Here is a 14832-nt window from a genome sequence, read left to right on the forward strand (position 1 = left end):
CGTTCAAATCAACGAAATTATTAAAGACAATAGAAAAAAATAAAATTTATTAATCATTTATTCTATTCTAAATAGAATATAACATTAATTCAAATACTAACAATACAGAGACAGACACAAGGTCTGCCTCTGTATTTGGTGGTTATACTATATTTTTATTTTTAATAAATAATTTAAATCCAAATTTTTATATATAATTTTTTTATAAAAACAATCGATCTTGTTTCTTTAATTTTACTTTAAATAATTAAGTTTAAACGGTATACGGAATACGGTATACTTTGTACTGTTTTTATTATTCCATTTCTTCATTTGTTCTTGCCAAATTTTCAAAACGTGTATATGCATCCAGAAAAGCTAATTCAAGAGTTCCGGTAGGACCATTTCTCTGCTTGCTGATAATGACTTCTGCTATACCCTTTTTATTACTTTTGGGTTTATAGTATTCTTCACGGTATAGAAAAGCTACTACATCAGCGTCCTGTTCAATTGCCCCGCTTTCTCTTAAATCTGATAAACGGGGTCTTTGAACCGAACGTTGCTCTACCGCCCTGGATAGCTGAGAAACAGCAATAACCGGTACGTTTAATTCTCGTGCCAGTCCTTTGAGAGAACGGGATATTTGGGAAATTTCCTGCTGGCGATTTTCAATCCTTAATCCTGTTTGAATCAACTGCAAATAATCAATCAGTACAAGTCCTAAATCATGCCTGGCTTTCAATCTTCTGGATTTTGCTTTAATCTCCAGAGGAGATATACCAGCTGTATCATCAATAAAAATTGGGGCTGCTGACAATTTGCCGGCAGCCATGGACAATTTTGGCCAGTCTTCTTCAGGCATTCTTCCCCGACGCAAGGCGTGAGTATCAATCCTGGCCTCAGAACACAACATTCTTTGCACAATTTGAGCTTTAGACATCTCTAAACTAAATATTGCTACCGGAATCTTGTGCTGCATAGCTGCATTCTGGGCAATATTAAGACAAAAGGCGGTTTTGCCCATAGAAGGGCGTCCGGCGATTATAACTAATTCTGATGGTTGAAATCCTGTTGTTATCTCATCAAGCTCTATAAATCCAGTAGGCACACCAGTAATAAAATTATCCCGATGGTATAAATCTTCTATCTTTTCAAAACTCTCAGTTAGTAAATCTTTAATAGGGCTAAAGGAGTGCTCAATTTTTTGTTGTGATACCTCGAAAATAAGGTTTTCTGCTTTATCAAGTAAAACCCGGGCATCGTCCTGTTCTTCATATCCCATTGTAACTATTTGCGTTGCGTGATTAATCAGCTTTCTTAAAATAGCTTTTTGTTCTACAATTTTCGCATAATATACTACATTCGCAGCAGTAGGAACGCTACTCATTAAAGTTGTTAAGTATGATGCTCCACCCACCTCTTCTAATTGTTTCCTTCTATTTAACTCTTCAGTTAGGGTAACTAAATCGACAGCCTGGTTTTTCTCAAATAAATCCAGGGCACACTGATATATAGTTTGATGTGCATTTCTGTAAAAATCATCTGGTTGTAAAATTTCAATACAGTTTAATATAGAATCTTTATCTAAAATAATTGAACCCAGGGTAGCTTGTTCTGCACTAATATTCTGAGGTGTATTTCGCGTCAATTCCATTTCTTATTCTCCTAAATCCCATTCAGTTCATTATTTGAATTAAAAATTAATATACCTTTTATTCTTCTTTTTCTTTTTCCTTACTTGGAACATCTTGGTTTTTCTCTTCAATTGCCTTATTCTCTTTTTCTGCTTCCTCTTCAGCTGCTACCTGTACTTTTAAATTAGCATCAACTTCCTGGTGGAGATGAATAGTTACCTGGTAATTGCCAATCTTCTTAAGAGGGTCACTATGTTCAATTTTTTTGCGGTCTATTTCAATCTGGTGATTTTCTGCCAGTGATGCTGCTATATCTTTATTTGTGACAGAACCAAATAGTTTTCCATCTTTGCCTGCTTTCACCTGGAAAGTGAGATTTATTTTATTTATTTTTTCTGCTAACTCTTTTGCGTTTACAATCTCTCTATTTCTTTTTTCGTATTCTTTTTGCTTAAGGTGCTCAATTGATTTGAGGTTACCATCATTATATTCCATGGCCAAACCTCTGGCAAAAAGGTAATTTCTTGCATAACCTCGACTGACATCAACTACATCCCCTACATATCCAATATTATCAATATTTTCTTTTAGTATAACCTTCATGGTTTTTACCTCCGTTTATATTATCAGTAGTACAAAACCACTGAAACTATTTTCTTTGTTCGTAATTACAACATATCCTTATAATTCTACATAAATAAAAATGTATTTTCCAAAAAATTACTGACCTTTTTAAGCTAACCAGTGTATATAATTACCACTATTCATTTTGCTCCTTAGGAAAAAGCAGTTTCCGGAAATCAACCCAGACATCAAGTATCCCAGCCCAGGTAACTATTAAAGAAAAGAGTGGTTGAATAAATATGACTATATATATCATCCAGCAAAAAAAAGGCTTTACTCTATAGTGTCTTAACACATATGACACAACAGAAAGACCTGTAATCAAGAATATGACTGAGAATAATATTTGAATATTTACTCCTATTCTTTCCAGTACCAACAGATTATACTGTGTGTTTAATAACAGAATAACCAGCCCGAATAAATAGCTCCAAAAAAAGGATTTGCTCGCCTGCCATTTATGAAATGGCTCAATTGGTTCCAGCGGATAACCAAGCCTTTTTAATATTATTCCAGCGACCCAATAATTAATAATTGTATCAAAAACAGATGCAATAACAAGCATTGCCGGAAAAGCTATCCTGACTAATTCCAGAGACTGTAAAAGTGAATCTTTTACAGTCTCTATCTGTTCAGGATTCAATCCAATATTCTGGTAAAAAGATAAACTCTGATTGATACTTCTATCTATTTGATCCACACTTAATAATAATGGATTAACATCCATAAGCCATAGGCCAATTAACATCAAAAATATTTTTGATATAAATGAAGTCATACTGCCGATAAGTAATATTTCCAATAAACTCAGCTTTTTTTTAATCGCTATACCTAAAGCTATTCCCAATGATCCAAAGCCTAATATGCCAATCAGTCCCTGGAAAGGTCCGGCTAATAAAGTTACCAGAAAAAATGCAATTAACAGGGAAAGCATTGCTATTTTTATATTATGCCTTAAACATAATACAATAATCGGCAAAGGACATAAAAAACTAATTAAGGTACCAAATAACGGAATATATAAACTTGCTAAAAATAATATAGCTGTAATCGCTGAAAGAAATGCACCTTCAACAATTGATTTGGTCGGAATGCGATCTTTCAATGATTAAACCCCTTTTGATTCGCCAGTTTTTTGTTTTATTTTTATGGCCACATATACACTTTTACCATGTTTGTTTTCTGCAATTCGATCACTTATAATTGTACTCAAATACTATTTGTTAAATATACTTACCTGTCAACATAAGGTAATAAGGCAACTTCTCTGGCTCGTTTTATGGCAATAGCTAAAGATCTCTGATGTTTTGCACAGTTTCCTGTTACTCTACGTGGCAATATTTTTCCCTGATCACTTATGAAACGATTTAGTAAGTCTGTATTCTTATAATCAGCTACTTTTTTCTCAGCACAAAAGTAGCATACTTTTCTTTTTCTACGAAATCCTCTATATGATTCTCTTCTGACCATTCATCCTTTCCTTCCTGATAATAAAAAATCAAATAATTTTTCTTTAAATTTATTCTTTAAGATCTTTTTGTTCTTTTTTGGGAAGCACTTTTTCCTGGCCAAGAACAATTAAATATCTGATTATTTTTTCTTCGAACTTTATACTTCTTTCGAGGACAGCAATGTTCTCAGGATCCAACTCAAAATCAATGATAACATAAATAGCTTCATGAAATTTTTTAATTTCGTAAGCTAATGTTTTTTTACCCCATTGATCTACTTTGATGATTTTTCCCTGGTTTGTTGTGATTGTCTGCTGGATTTTTTCTAATAATGCAGATGTTTCTTCTTCTTGAAGATTTGGATTCAATAATAGCATCAGTTCATAATTACGCATTTACTCACCTCCTTTTGGTCAAACTGGCCCCTGCTTAAAAACAGGAGCAAGGAAAAATGCCTTTCTATTATAGCACTGTGTTTTTTATATATCAAGATAAACATTTAAAATCTAAATAGAATTTAAATAAATTATTATTTATGGTTATTAATCTCTTTTTATTATTTGCTTTATTCTCTTTTCGATCTTTGCTCGAGGCACTAATACCTTGCGTCCACAGCAAAGACATTTTATCCCAATATCAATACCTGTTCTGGTTATTTCCCAATGATAACCTCCACAAGGATGCTTTTTTTTTAATTTAACAATATCACCAATTCTTAAATCAAGAGGCATTTGTAACTCCTGCTACTTCTATACTTCTAATAATTTTATCACATCATCATTGTCAATTTTTATTTCATTAGGATAAAAAATAACTAAATTTATTTTGTTTTTTAAAAATAATTTTTGGGATAATGACCTTATATTTTCTGGTGTAACTTTTTCAATTTTATCAATCAATTCTTTATACTGGTATTCTTTGTTATATAGCATCAGAAAACTACCCAAACGAAAAGCACGATTAAGCGTATTTTCCAAACCTAATAATATACTCCCCTTATACATTTCCTTTGCCTTTTGAAGTTCTCTGACATCAATTTTTTTATCCTTTAATTTTTTCAACTCTGTTAATACCTTTTCTATACTACGGCTCATTTTTCCAGGATCTACTCCTGCATAGATATTGAATGAACCTGTTATATCAAAAAATTGGGTATAAGAATGAATATCATATGCCAATGCCTCTTTTACTCTGATTTCCTGGAAAAGTCGAGAACTGAGACCTGCACCTAAAAGAATGTTTAGTAAATCCATAGTTACTTTTTCCGGGTGAAATCTTGATATTCCTTCAAAACCAAAGCATAAATGAGTTTGATTCACTTTTTTTGGCTCTGTTATTAACTCAGGAAATCCCTGCTCTTTTAATTGTATCTTGGGGGCTTTTTTATTAAATATTTTTTTTGAATTAAAAGGATGTTTTTTAACAACTTCCCAAATTGCTTCTGGAGCAATATTACCCGCCACACTGATTACAATATTTTTGGGATTATACATTTTATCATAATAGTTTAATATTCTTGTTCTATCCATATTCCTGACAGTTTCTTTTTCCCCCAATACATTCTGAGCAAGCACAGTACCATTCCATAATAATTGGTTTATTAATACACTTATCCAGTCTTCCGGGATATCCTGATATTTATTTATCTCTTCAATAATGACAGATTTCTCATGTATAATATCTTCTTCCTTAAAAAGAGAGTAATTTATGATATCCGACATCACTTCAAATGCATTTTCGAAATTTTTATACAATACTTTACTATATAAAAAAGTACACTCTTCTGAAGTAGATGCATTAATTTCCCCACCCAATTGTTCTATACATTGGGATATCTCCAGGGTATCTTTCCTTTTTTGTGTACCCTTGAAAAGCATATGCTCAATAAAATGGGATATGCCTTGCTGTTTTTTGCTTTCATATATTGATCCTGCTTTTATCCCAATAACTGTTGAAACTGAACGCATATGTGGCATTAAGCAAGCGATAATATTTAATCCGCTATCCAGTTTTATTAATTCTGGTTTATTCATATTTTTAACAAAATTCTCCTAAAGTATTATTAAAGTTATTGTATAACAAAAATTTCTTCCAATTTATTAAAATCAACTTCAGGCTTTACCAGTATTCTTTGAAAAAGGTCATGCTTTTCTTTTTTTATTGCCACAACCTGACCAATTCTGATACCTTTTGGAATTGAACTGCCCATTCCTGAAGTAATAACAATATCATTGATTTGAATGTCTGCATCATGAGCAATATAATCAAAAAAACAATAGACACCATCGGTTCCGCCTTTTATTACACCAATTTCCCGGGAACGTTGGACCATAGCTCCAACAGAACAACCTTGATCTAATAACAAGAGTACCTGTGAATTTTTTTGCTCCGATTGGATAATTTTCCCCACAAGTCCATTATAATTAGCAACACCCATATCAACCTCTACACCATGCATGACACCCCGATCAATAATAACACTATGGAACCAGTTATCTGGTTCCCTGCCAACCACCTGGGCTCCAATCATCTCATATGAATAATAATCGTTAAGTTCCATCATATTTATTAAACGATCATAAGCTGCTACTTTCTCTTTATTTATATCATTCTCCCGGGAAATAACCTGTATTTCTGTCCATAGTCGCTCATTCTCCTGACGAACATTTTCAATTTCAGTAAAAATATGGAAATAGTTTGTAATATTATTAACTGTATTATATATCACTCGATTAACAGGCTTATAAATTATCATTCCAGTATCTTCAATCAATCCAAAAAATCCTTTATCATGATAATCTACAGTTATAATTATGGCTGACAGGAGAAACAAAGTAAAAAATATAACAAAAGCCCGTCGCTCTTTAGAAAACCTATACAATTCTTCCACTCCGTTTATAGATTATATTATCCTCTGGTTTAATAATAATGATTATTTACCCCTGAATGTTTTAAATAAAACATGTTGATATCTGTCAAAATTTTCTAATGCCTGTCCCGTACCTTTTACTACACAATACAGGGGTTCTTTTGATATAAAAACCGGGATTTCTATCTGTTCCTGTAATACCTCATCCAGCCCGGCTAATAATGCCCCACCTCCGGTCATAATCAAGCCTTTGTTTATTATATCTGAAACTAGCTCTGGTGGAGTTTTTTCTAAGGCTAATTTAACAGTATTAGAGATTATCCTTACTGAATCATCGAGAGCTTCTTTCAACTCACTTTTTGCCAGGTTAATTCTTATTGGCAATCCACTGAGGCGATCTCTACCTTTTACTTCATAATAATCATTATCCTGATTATTTTTTTTATTGGAAAGTCCTATTTTTAATGATTCTGCTGTCAAATCACCTATAAATAAACCGTGTTTGTCTTTAATATATTTACTAATCTGTTGATTGAGATGATCACCTGCTATTTTAGATATCTCATTAACCACAATCCCTCCTAACGAGATAACTGCAACTTCAGTTGTTCCTCCTCCTATATCCATCACCAAATTCCCCATAGGTTCAAATATGGGTAATCCTGCTCCTATAGCTGCTGCGATTGGCTCTTCGATTAAAAATACCCTGTGGGAACCACACTCATAAGCCACCTCAGAAACTGCTCTTTTCTCTACTTCGGTAACACCTGAAGGCACACATATAGTTATAGATGGTTTAATAAACTGATTATGCTTAAATATTTTTTTTATAAAATACCGCAACATTTCTGCTGTTGCCTCAAAATTTGCAATTACCCCATATTGTAGTGGCCGAACTGTATAAACACCTTGAGGTGTCCTGCCAATCATCATTTTTGCTTCTACGCCAACTTTTAGAACATTATTATTCTTTTTATCATACGCTATTACAGATGGCTCTTCTAATATTATGCCCTTCCCTTTAACATAAACCAGTGTTGTGGCAGTACCCAAATCAATCCCAATATTACGAGAAAAGGAGGAAAAAAGAGAGAAGTTAAACATCTATAGAGCTCCTTTGTTATTAAAAATCATAAAAATAATAAAACTAAGCTGCAGCCAATATTATTTTATGTTATTATAAAAAAAACAAATTTCTTATTAAGGTCTCCAGTAATTATATAATAGAACTTTGTTTTTTAGCAATCACCCGGTGGTTTTTTATTTTTATAAACAAAATTAGTCTTTAATTTTATTTTCAGTAAAAAATTATTGTTTAAATATCATTGTATCAAAATTATGCTATAGAATAAAAAGTTTTTACCCGTAACTTTATATTTCTTTCTAAAAGGGGAGTATTAATGAACCAATTAGTTTTAACTATTCTCATAATTACTCTTGTATATTTCTTTATTTTTACCAATCGTCGTCTTCGTACTACTGCTTCTTTCCTGGGAGCAATAATTATTGTATTTATAGGTATTATCTCTTTTGACACAGCAGTTAGTTATATAGATTTTACAAAATTGGGAATTATTATTGGGGTGATGATTCTTACGATAATTGCAAAAGACAGTGGAATATTTCAATATCTGGCCATTAGAATGATGCGTTACAGTAATGGAAAAGCCTGGACATTATTTGTGCTTTTATCAATCCTAACTGGTCTTTTGTCATCAATTTTTGATGAAATCACTACACTTCTTTTTATGACAAATATTACATTAGCTATTACTTCAATTTTAGAAATATCATCCGTGCCATTTTTAATTGCTCAAATAATCTTTGCTAATATTGGTGGAATGGCTACTTACCTGGGTACTCCAACCAATATAATGATTGGCTCTTCGGCTAATTTTTGTTTTTTTGATTTTATATATCATATTGCACCAATAGCCATTATATTGACTATAGTCAATATTTATTATTTTAAGATAGTATTTGGAAAAGAAATGAGCAATAATAAAATTCCCGATGAAATTATTAATAATTTTGATAAGATTAATGAAAAGGAATGTATTGTAAATCCTCCGTTATTCAGAAAAACTCTTATTGTTACAACAGCTGGTATAGTTTTTGCGCTTTTTTCCCATATTCTCCAGATAGATTTAGTGGTAATCATACTACTTGCCGGGTTTACTTTGTTATTTATAACTCCCGATAAGAGTATTCATTCTATCTATGCTCAAATTGATTGGGCTATTATATTCTTCATTATTGGGCTCAATGTACTTGCAGGAACACTGGAAGAGCATGGCATTATAAATATATTATCCCGAACATTATTAAGTATAACCGAGGGTAACACACTTTCGATAAATTTCTTATTTTTAGCTTTTAATACCTTCTTTTCGTCATTCCTGGATAATATTCCTATAATTAATCTGGCAATTCCTATTGCAAAACACATTATTAAAGAAATTCCTGTAATAACACCTGTTATCTGGATAACTATGATTATAGCAGCTAATATTGGTGCAAATGGTACACTTATTGGAACAGCTTCCAACTTAATCGTTGCAGAAATTGCTGAAAAAAATAACCAGAGAATTAACTTCTGGTATTTTTTCAGGGTTGGTTTTCCTCTGGTAATAATTCATTTTATAATTTCATTTAGTTATATTTATCTGCGTTATTTAACATAAGGTTAACTGCACATCTGATATAAATTGGCAAACATAAAATTAATAATATCTTATTACTTCAAATCTTTGAATTTGATATTTTTCATCTGGAGATATACCGGCCTTTTGTCTGGCAATATCAATCTGGTATTCAACCGTATCTACACCATCTAAATCAGGCAATAAAAGGCCTTTTCTGTAACCAGTGCTGACAATAACACCATATTTTTTTGGATTAAGCTGCGAAATATCATCTACTTCTTCCGGTGGGGTTAAAATATCTACGGAAATGTCTAAAAAATCAACTTCTTCCAGCTTTAACGGAGAGAATCTGGGGTCATGTACGGCCGCGCTAATAGCATTCTCAATAATTTCCAGAGCAATATTATTTCTGGTAGCTAAAAAAGTCCCAATACATCCTCTCAATTTACCATCCTTTTTTAAAGAAACAAATGTACCTGCTTTCTTTTCTGTAAATTCTTTGGGTAATCCTTCAGTCTGATTTATGGTTTTCCCTGTTTCCAAATAATGTAAAATACTTTTTCTGGCTAACTGGACAGGTATACTTTCTTGTTTTTTTTTCATCATACTGGAATGCTCCTTTATTATAAATTTGCACAATTTTTTATTTTGCTCAAATATATTAAAGAAATCTCTTTTTTTCAATTAGCATATTCTAGGCAGCTGTTCTCCACTTAACATCCCGATTAGTCTTTTGCCTCCTATATCTGTTTTAAGATAAACCGGGTTTTTACCTTTGGAAATCACTTTTCCGATAATCCTGGATTGTTCCCCATATTTTAATCTTTTCATCTTCCTAAGCACTTTTTCAGCATATTGAGGAGAAACAAAAACAATCAGTTTTCCCTCGTTTGCTAAATAAAGGGGATCAAAGCCTAATATTTCACAGGTATCTCTTACATTCTCATCAATAGGAATCGATTCTTCCTCAATTTCTATTTCTACATTAGATGATTGGGCAATTTCATTTAAAGTTGTCGCTAGTCCTCCTCTTGTTGGGTCTCTTAAAACATGTATTTCCCGGGTAGTATCCAGTATTTGACTAACCATTTCAGACAAAGGAGCTGTATCGCTGAAAATAGTTTTCTCTAACTGCAAGCTTTCCCGTGCAGCCAAAATGCTAATACCATGGTTTCCAATAGGTCCATTGATTATAATTACATCACCAGGCTGAGCCTGTCTAGCATTAATAAAAATATCATCTCTGATAAACCCAATACCGGTGGTGTTGATATACATACCATCAGCCTCACCATGTCCCACAACTTTTGTATCACCTGTTACTATCTGAACTTTTGATTGTTTTGCCGACTCTGCCATACTTGATGCAATTTTGTCTAAAATATCTATTGAAACTCCTTCTTCAATTATAAATGATGCGCTCAGATATTCTGGTTTGGCTCCACACATGGCCAGATCATTTACAGTTCCGTGGATTGCCAGATTGCCAATATTCCCTCCAGGGAAAAAAAGTGGAGTCACTGTGTAAGAGTCAGTGGAAAAAGCAATCCTTTTATTCGATGAAGGTAAAATAGCACCATCGTGTAGTACGTTTAGTATCTCGTTATCAAAGTGTTTAAGAAAAACTTCACTGATTAAATTATTGGATAATTTTCCACCACTACCGTGATCAAGAGTTATTATTTTGTCGTTCATTGTTTTCCTCTCTCTATGAATAAAAAGTATACCGTATATCGTATAACGTATACCGTCTGTAAGTATAATAGCAGGTCAATATAAAAATCAAAAAATCTATACTTTTTAATTTGCCATCTAAAACTGGATAAGCTGTTTTGAAATTCTTAATGTATTAACTTGCTAGCAATATATCCATAGTATACTGTTAGATTTACTATTTAAAGTTTTACTTTGATTATAATAAAAAATGTTTTTCAAAAAATTTAAATTTACTTATAAAAACTATATGCCCTAAAACATTTCTATATTATTTTACGTAATACGGTATACGTTATACGTTATACTGAATTATATTTATAATACGCTGCACAACTGCCTTCACTGGAAACCATACATGCCCCTATAGGGTTTTCAGGTGTACAAATTTTTCTAAATAACGGACATTGTAGTGGTGTAATAATACCCCTTAGCACTTCTCCGCATCGACAATCAGGGTGTTCCCGGGATTTTTCAATTTTTACCTTCAAGTTACGAGCATTCATTGATGCATATTTTTCTTTTAAGTCAAGGCCGCTTTTCTTTACATTTCCTATTCCGCGCCAGGTACTATCTACCTCATTAAACACTTCTGCCATCTTCCTTAAAGCTACGGGATTACCCTCTTTTTTTACTACTCTCTGGTATTTATTCTCTACAAAGGATTTTTTATTTATATTCTGTTGGATAATATGATAAATCCCAATAAGTATATCACCAGGTTCAAAACCGGCAATCACACAAGGAATATGGTAATTATCCGGTATAAATTCATAGGGTTTTGTGCCGATAATTGCGCTTACATGACCGGGGCATAAAAAACCATCAATTACTGCATCCTTTTTTTGCAAAAGTGTCTGCATAATAGGGGGCATAATTTTTGCCAGGCTAAATAAATAAAAATTATCAATCTGCCTTTCCGCTACTTCCAGTATAACACTTGCCAATAACGGAGTTGTTGTCTCAAAACCGATTCCAATTAAAATAACCTTTTTTTCCGGATATTTTCTGGCAATCTCTATAACTTGAAAAGGAGAATAAATAATCAGAATATCGGCACCATTGGCTTTTTCCTTCTTTAAGCTGGAAGAAGTCCCCGGAACATTAACCATATCACCAAAGGTAACAATTATTGTGTCTTTCTCTCTTGCCAGGGCAATAATATGGTCTATGGCAGCAATTGGGGTAACACAAACCGGACAACCTGGACCGGATATTAAATTTATATTTTCAGGTAATAATTCTTTTAACCCGGAACGAAAGATGGAAACTGTATGTGTCCCGCAAACTTCCATTATATTTACTTTTTCTTTAGTTAATTCTGTAATCCTTTTGATAATAGATTGGCATAAATCTTTATTCCGATATTCGTCCCGATATTTCAATATTGCACTTCCTCCCATGCACGACTTACTTCATCAGCTTCCTTCTGATTGATTTTAGTTATGGCATAACCTGCATGGATAAGCAGGTAATCTCCTTCTTCAATTTCTGGTAATAGATCAGTCCTGATAATTTTTTTTATATTACCCACAAGCACCTCTACCTGTTTTGAATCTATTATTCTTACAGCCTTTCCTGGAACAGCTAAGCACATTTTTATTACCTCTTGTTTTTATAATATTTACTAATCAAGACTATCATTATATCTACTACTTTGTAAAATCTTCTTTCATGCCAGCAATCATCGCCTGTCCTAAAGAAATACAGGCATCATTTGGGGGCATTATTTTGTGTATAGAAACTTTAAACATATTTTCTTTCAGTTTTCTTATTGTTTGTTCTAATAAAAAACTATTCTGAAAAACACCACCTGATAATACAACCTGATTAATATTTTTCAGGTCTCTAATTTTAGCACACATTAAAACTATGAAATCAGCTACCGTGTTATGAAATTTGCTTGCAATTTTATTTCTATTTTCATCTATTTTTAAGTCATAGATAATCTCTTTAAACATGTCATCTACATCTATTATCCACTTACCTGATTTTCCCTTAATCCGGAAGGAGTAACTCTCTTTATATTCTGGCCGACAGATTGACTCGAGTTGTATTGCAGCCTGTCCTTCAAAACTCACTTCGCTTTTTAATCCAATCAGGGCTGAAACAGCATCAAACAATCTTCCACAACTGGAAGTGAGTGGGGAATTTATTTTTTTATTTATCATCTGCTCTAATAAAGTAATTTCCCTGGACTCTCTTTTTTGTAAAAAAGAGAGTCCGTAATCTGCAATTCTATTTTTAAAGATTGAATAAAGGTAGCTATAAGCCATTCTCCATGGTTGATGTATTACCTGCTCTCCTCCCGGCATTGATTGATACTTTAAATGACCAACTCTTTTATAATTCTGGAAATCTGCAACCATGAATTCTCCTCCCCATATATTCCCGTCATCTCCTAATCCCGTACCATCAAAAGCAACTCCAATAACTTCATCTGTTAAATTATTTTCCGCCATACAACTGGCAATATGAGCATAATGATGTTGTATTTTATGTAAAGGCAAGCACTTTCTTCTTGACAGGTTTTCTGCAAAAGCAGTGGATAGATAATCCGGATGTAAATCACAGGCAATCACTTTGGGGTCAAATCTGAATACATGGATAAAGCGTTCAATGGCTTCCTGATAAGCTTCAAAGCTTTCCTGGTTTTTTAAATCTCCCAGATGCTGGGTAGGAAATGCATAATGGTTACGTGTAAAACATACCGTATTTTTTTCCTCAGGACCTACTGCAAGTACCTGGCAAACCTCTTTTTTTAAAATAACCGGAAAAGGTGCATATCCCCTGGATCTTCTAATCATAATTGGATTAGACACGGAATCCTTTATTACCGAGTCATCACATCGATTATAAATGGGGCGATTATGCATTAGAATAAAATCAACTTTATCAGCCAATTTCTGCAAGGCATCTTCATTTTTGATAATAATAGGCTCATCACTAAAATTAGCACTGGTCATTACTAAAACCAGTTCACTGCCCTTTAGCAATAAAACATGTAGGGGTGTATAAGGAAGCATCACTCCAAGGTAGGCATTATCTGCTGCAATGTCCTCAGATAAATTAAATATACCTCTTTTTTTTAATAAAAGAATAGGCTTCTCTTTGCTTCTTAAAAGCTGTTCTGCCCTTTCAGTAAGATAGCAGATATTTTTTATTGTGTCGATATTTACTGCCATTACAGCAAATGGTTTTTTGTCTCTCTTTTTTATCTCCCTTAATCTTGAGACAGCTGAATAATTCGAAGCATCACAGGTAAGATGGAATCCTCCCAGTCCTTTTATGGCACCTACCTGTCCTTTCATTAGCATTTTCTGCGCTTCTTTTATTGGTTCTGCTACTCTTACCTTTTTCCCCGATAGATAGAGAGATACCTGTGGACCGCATGTGAAACATGCATTTGGTTGAGCATGATAACGGCGATTGTCTATATTATTGTATTCTGATTGACAATCACTACACATGGAAAAACTTTTCATTGTGGTTTTTTCCCTGTCATATGGTAATTCATTGATTATAGTAAAACGAGGCCCGCAATTAGTACAATTAATAAAGGGATAATTATACCTGCGATCTGACGGGTTAATTAATTCATTGTAACAATCTTCACAGATAGAAATGTCAGGTGGAATAAGGGCCATTGGATTAAGATGATTTGATTTACTTTTTTTAATTTTAAAATCTGTATATCCTATCAGAGACAAATCGTCAGTTATTATTTTCTCAATAATGGCTAATGGAGGAATATCATTTTTTATATTTTTTAAAAAAATGCAAATGGCATCCTGCTCTCCCTCAACTTCCATTTCAACTCCTTGTTCGGTGTTGCAAATCCAGCCTTTTAATTTATAATGTTTTACTTTTTTATGAATATAGGGGCGAAACCCAACTCCCTGGACAATGCCATGTAT

General features: G+C 33.0%; 15 protein-coding genes. 1 reads left to right on the forward strand and 14 read right to left on the reverse strand.

The genetic code is table 11. The features are described from left to right. Window positions 1-295 precede the first annotated feature (295 nt). From dnaB to PHQ99_02035, 9 genes are all read right to left on the reverse strand, one after another. On the reverse strand, window positions 296-1633 hold the full coding sequence (dnaB, locus tag PHQ99_01995; protein ID MDD4288348.1) for a replicative DNA helicase: 1338 nt from the start codon (window positions 1631-1633) through the stop codon (window positions 296-298). 58 nt (window positions 1634-1691) lie between these two features. Continuing rightward, window positions 1692-2216 (reverse strand): 50S ribosomal protein L9, encoded by a 525-nt coding sequence (gene rplI / locus PHQ99_02000; GenBank protein ID MDD4288349.1) that lies wholly within the window; start codon window positions 2214-2216, stop codon window positions 1692-1694. 157 nt (window positions 2217-2373) lie between these two features. After that, window positions 2374-3342 (reverse strand): YybS family protein, encoded by a 969-nt coding sequence (locus PHQ99_02005; GenBank protein ID MDD4288350.1) that lies wholly within the window; start codon window positions 3340-3342, stop codon window positions 2374-2376. Window positions 3343-3470: 128 nt separating this feature from the next. Then, entirely contained in the window at window positions 3471-3707 is a 237-nt protein-coding gene (gene rpsR, locus PHQ99_02010; GenBank protein ID MDD4288351.1) for a 30S ribosomal protein S18, read from the reverse strand. Window positions 3708-3756: 49 nt separating this feature from the next. After that, complete coding sequence (rpsF, locus tag PHQ99_02015; GenBank protein ID MDD4288352.1) at window positions 3757-4083, reverse strand: 30S ribosomal protein S6; 327 nt, start codon at window positions 4081-4083, stop codon at window positions 3757-3759. Window positions 4084-4230: 147 nt separating this feature from the next. Beyond that, window positions 4231-4419: a DUF951 domain-containing protein gene (locus PHQ99_02020; GenBank protein MDD4288353.1), complete on the reverse strand. Its 189-nt coding sequence runs from the start codon at window positions 4417-4419 to the stop codon at window positions 4231-4233. 18 nt (window positions 4420-4437) lie between these two features. Then, window positions 4438-5721, reverse strand: coding sequence for a pitrilysin family protein (locus PHQ99_02025; GenBank protein ID MDD4288354.1), 1284 nt, complete (start codon window positions 5719-5721; stop codon window positions 4438-4440). A 35-nt stretch (window positions 5722-5756) separates the two neighbouring features. Next, window positions 5757-6569, reverse strand: a complete 813-nt coding sequence (mreC, locus tag PHQ99_02030) for a rod shape-determining protein MreC (protein ID MDD4288355.1) — start codon at window positions 6567-6569, stop codon at window positions 5757-5759. 51 nt (window positions 6570-6620) lie between these two features. Continuing rightward, window positions 6621-7661 (reverse strand): rod shape-determining protein, encoded by a 1041-nt coding sequence (locus PHQ99_02035; protein ID MDD4288356.1) that lies wholly within the window; start codon window positions 7659-7661, stop codon window positions 6621-6623. A gap of 296 nt (window positions 7662-7957) precedes the next feature. Between PHQ99_02035 and PHQ99_02040 the strand changes: the two genes are divergently transcribed. Beyond that, a complete protein-coding gene (locus tag PHQ99_02040; GenBank protein ID MDD4288357.1) occupies window positions 7958-9241 on the forward strand; it encodes an SLC13 family permease in 1284 nt (427 codons plus the stop codon). Between the two features lie 39 nt (window positions 9242-9280). Here PHQ99_02040 and amrA read toward each other — a convergent pair whose 3' ends face one another. The 5 genes from amrA to hypF all read right to left on the reverse strand — a co-directional run. Beyond that, window positions 9281-9808, reverse strand: a complete 528-nt coding sequence (gene amrA, locus PHQ99_02045) for an AmmeMemoRadiSam system protein A (protein ID MDD4288358.1) — start codon at window positions 9806-9808, stop codon at window positions 9281-9283. A gap of 78 nt (window positions 9809-9886) precedes the next feature. Beyond that, window positions 9887-10897: a hydrogenase expression/formation protein HypE gene (hypE, locus tag PHQ99_02050; protein MDD4288359.1), complete on the reverse strand. Its 1011-nt coding sequence runs from the start codon at window positions 10895-10897 to the stop codon at window positions 9887-9889. A gap of 320 nt (window positions 10898-11217) precedes the next feature. Next, a complete protein-coding gene (hypD, locus tag PHQ99_02055; protein ID MDD4288360.1) occupies window positions 11218-12300 on the reverse strand; it encodes a hydrogenase formation protein HypD in 1083 nt (360 codons plus the stop codon). Continuing rightward, window positions 12297-12512 (reverse strand): HypC/HybG/HupF family hydrogenase formation chaperone, encoded by a 216-nt coding sequence (locus tag PHQ99_02060; GenBank protein ID MDD4288361.1) that lies wholly within the window; start codon window positions 12510-12512, stop codon window positions 12297-12299. The genes hypD and PHQ99_02060 overlap by 4 nt, the downstream gene beginning before the upstream one ends. 55 nt (window positions 12513-12567) lie before the next feature. Then, window positions 12568-14832 (reverse strand): carbamoyltransferase HypF (gene hypF / locus PHQ99_02065; protein ID MDD4288362.1); only part of this gene is annotated, 2265 nt, incomplete at its 5' end.

This window comes from Atribacterota bacterium, from assembly GCA_028703475.1.
Lineage (GTDB): Bacteria > Atribacterota > Phoenicimicrobiia > Phoenicimicrobiales > Stramentimicrobiaceae > JAQVMU01.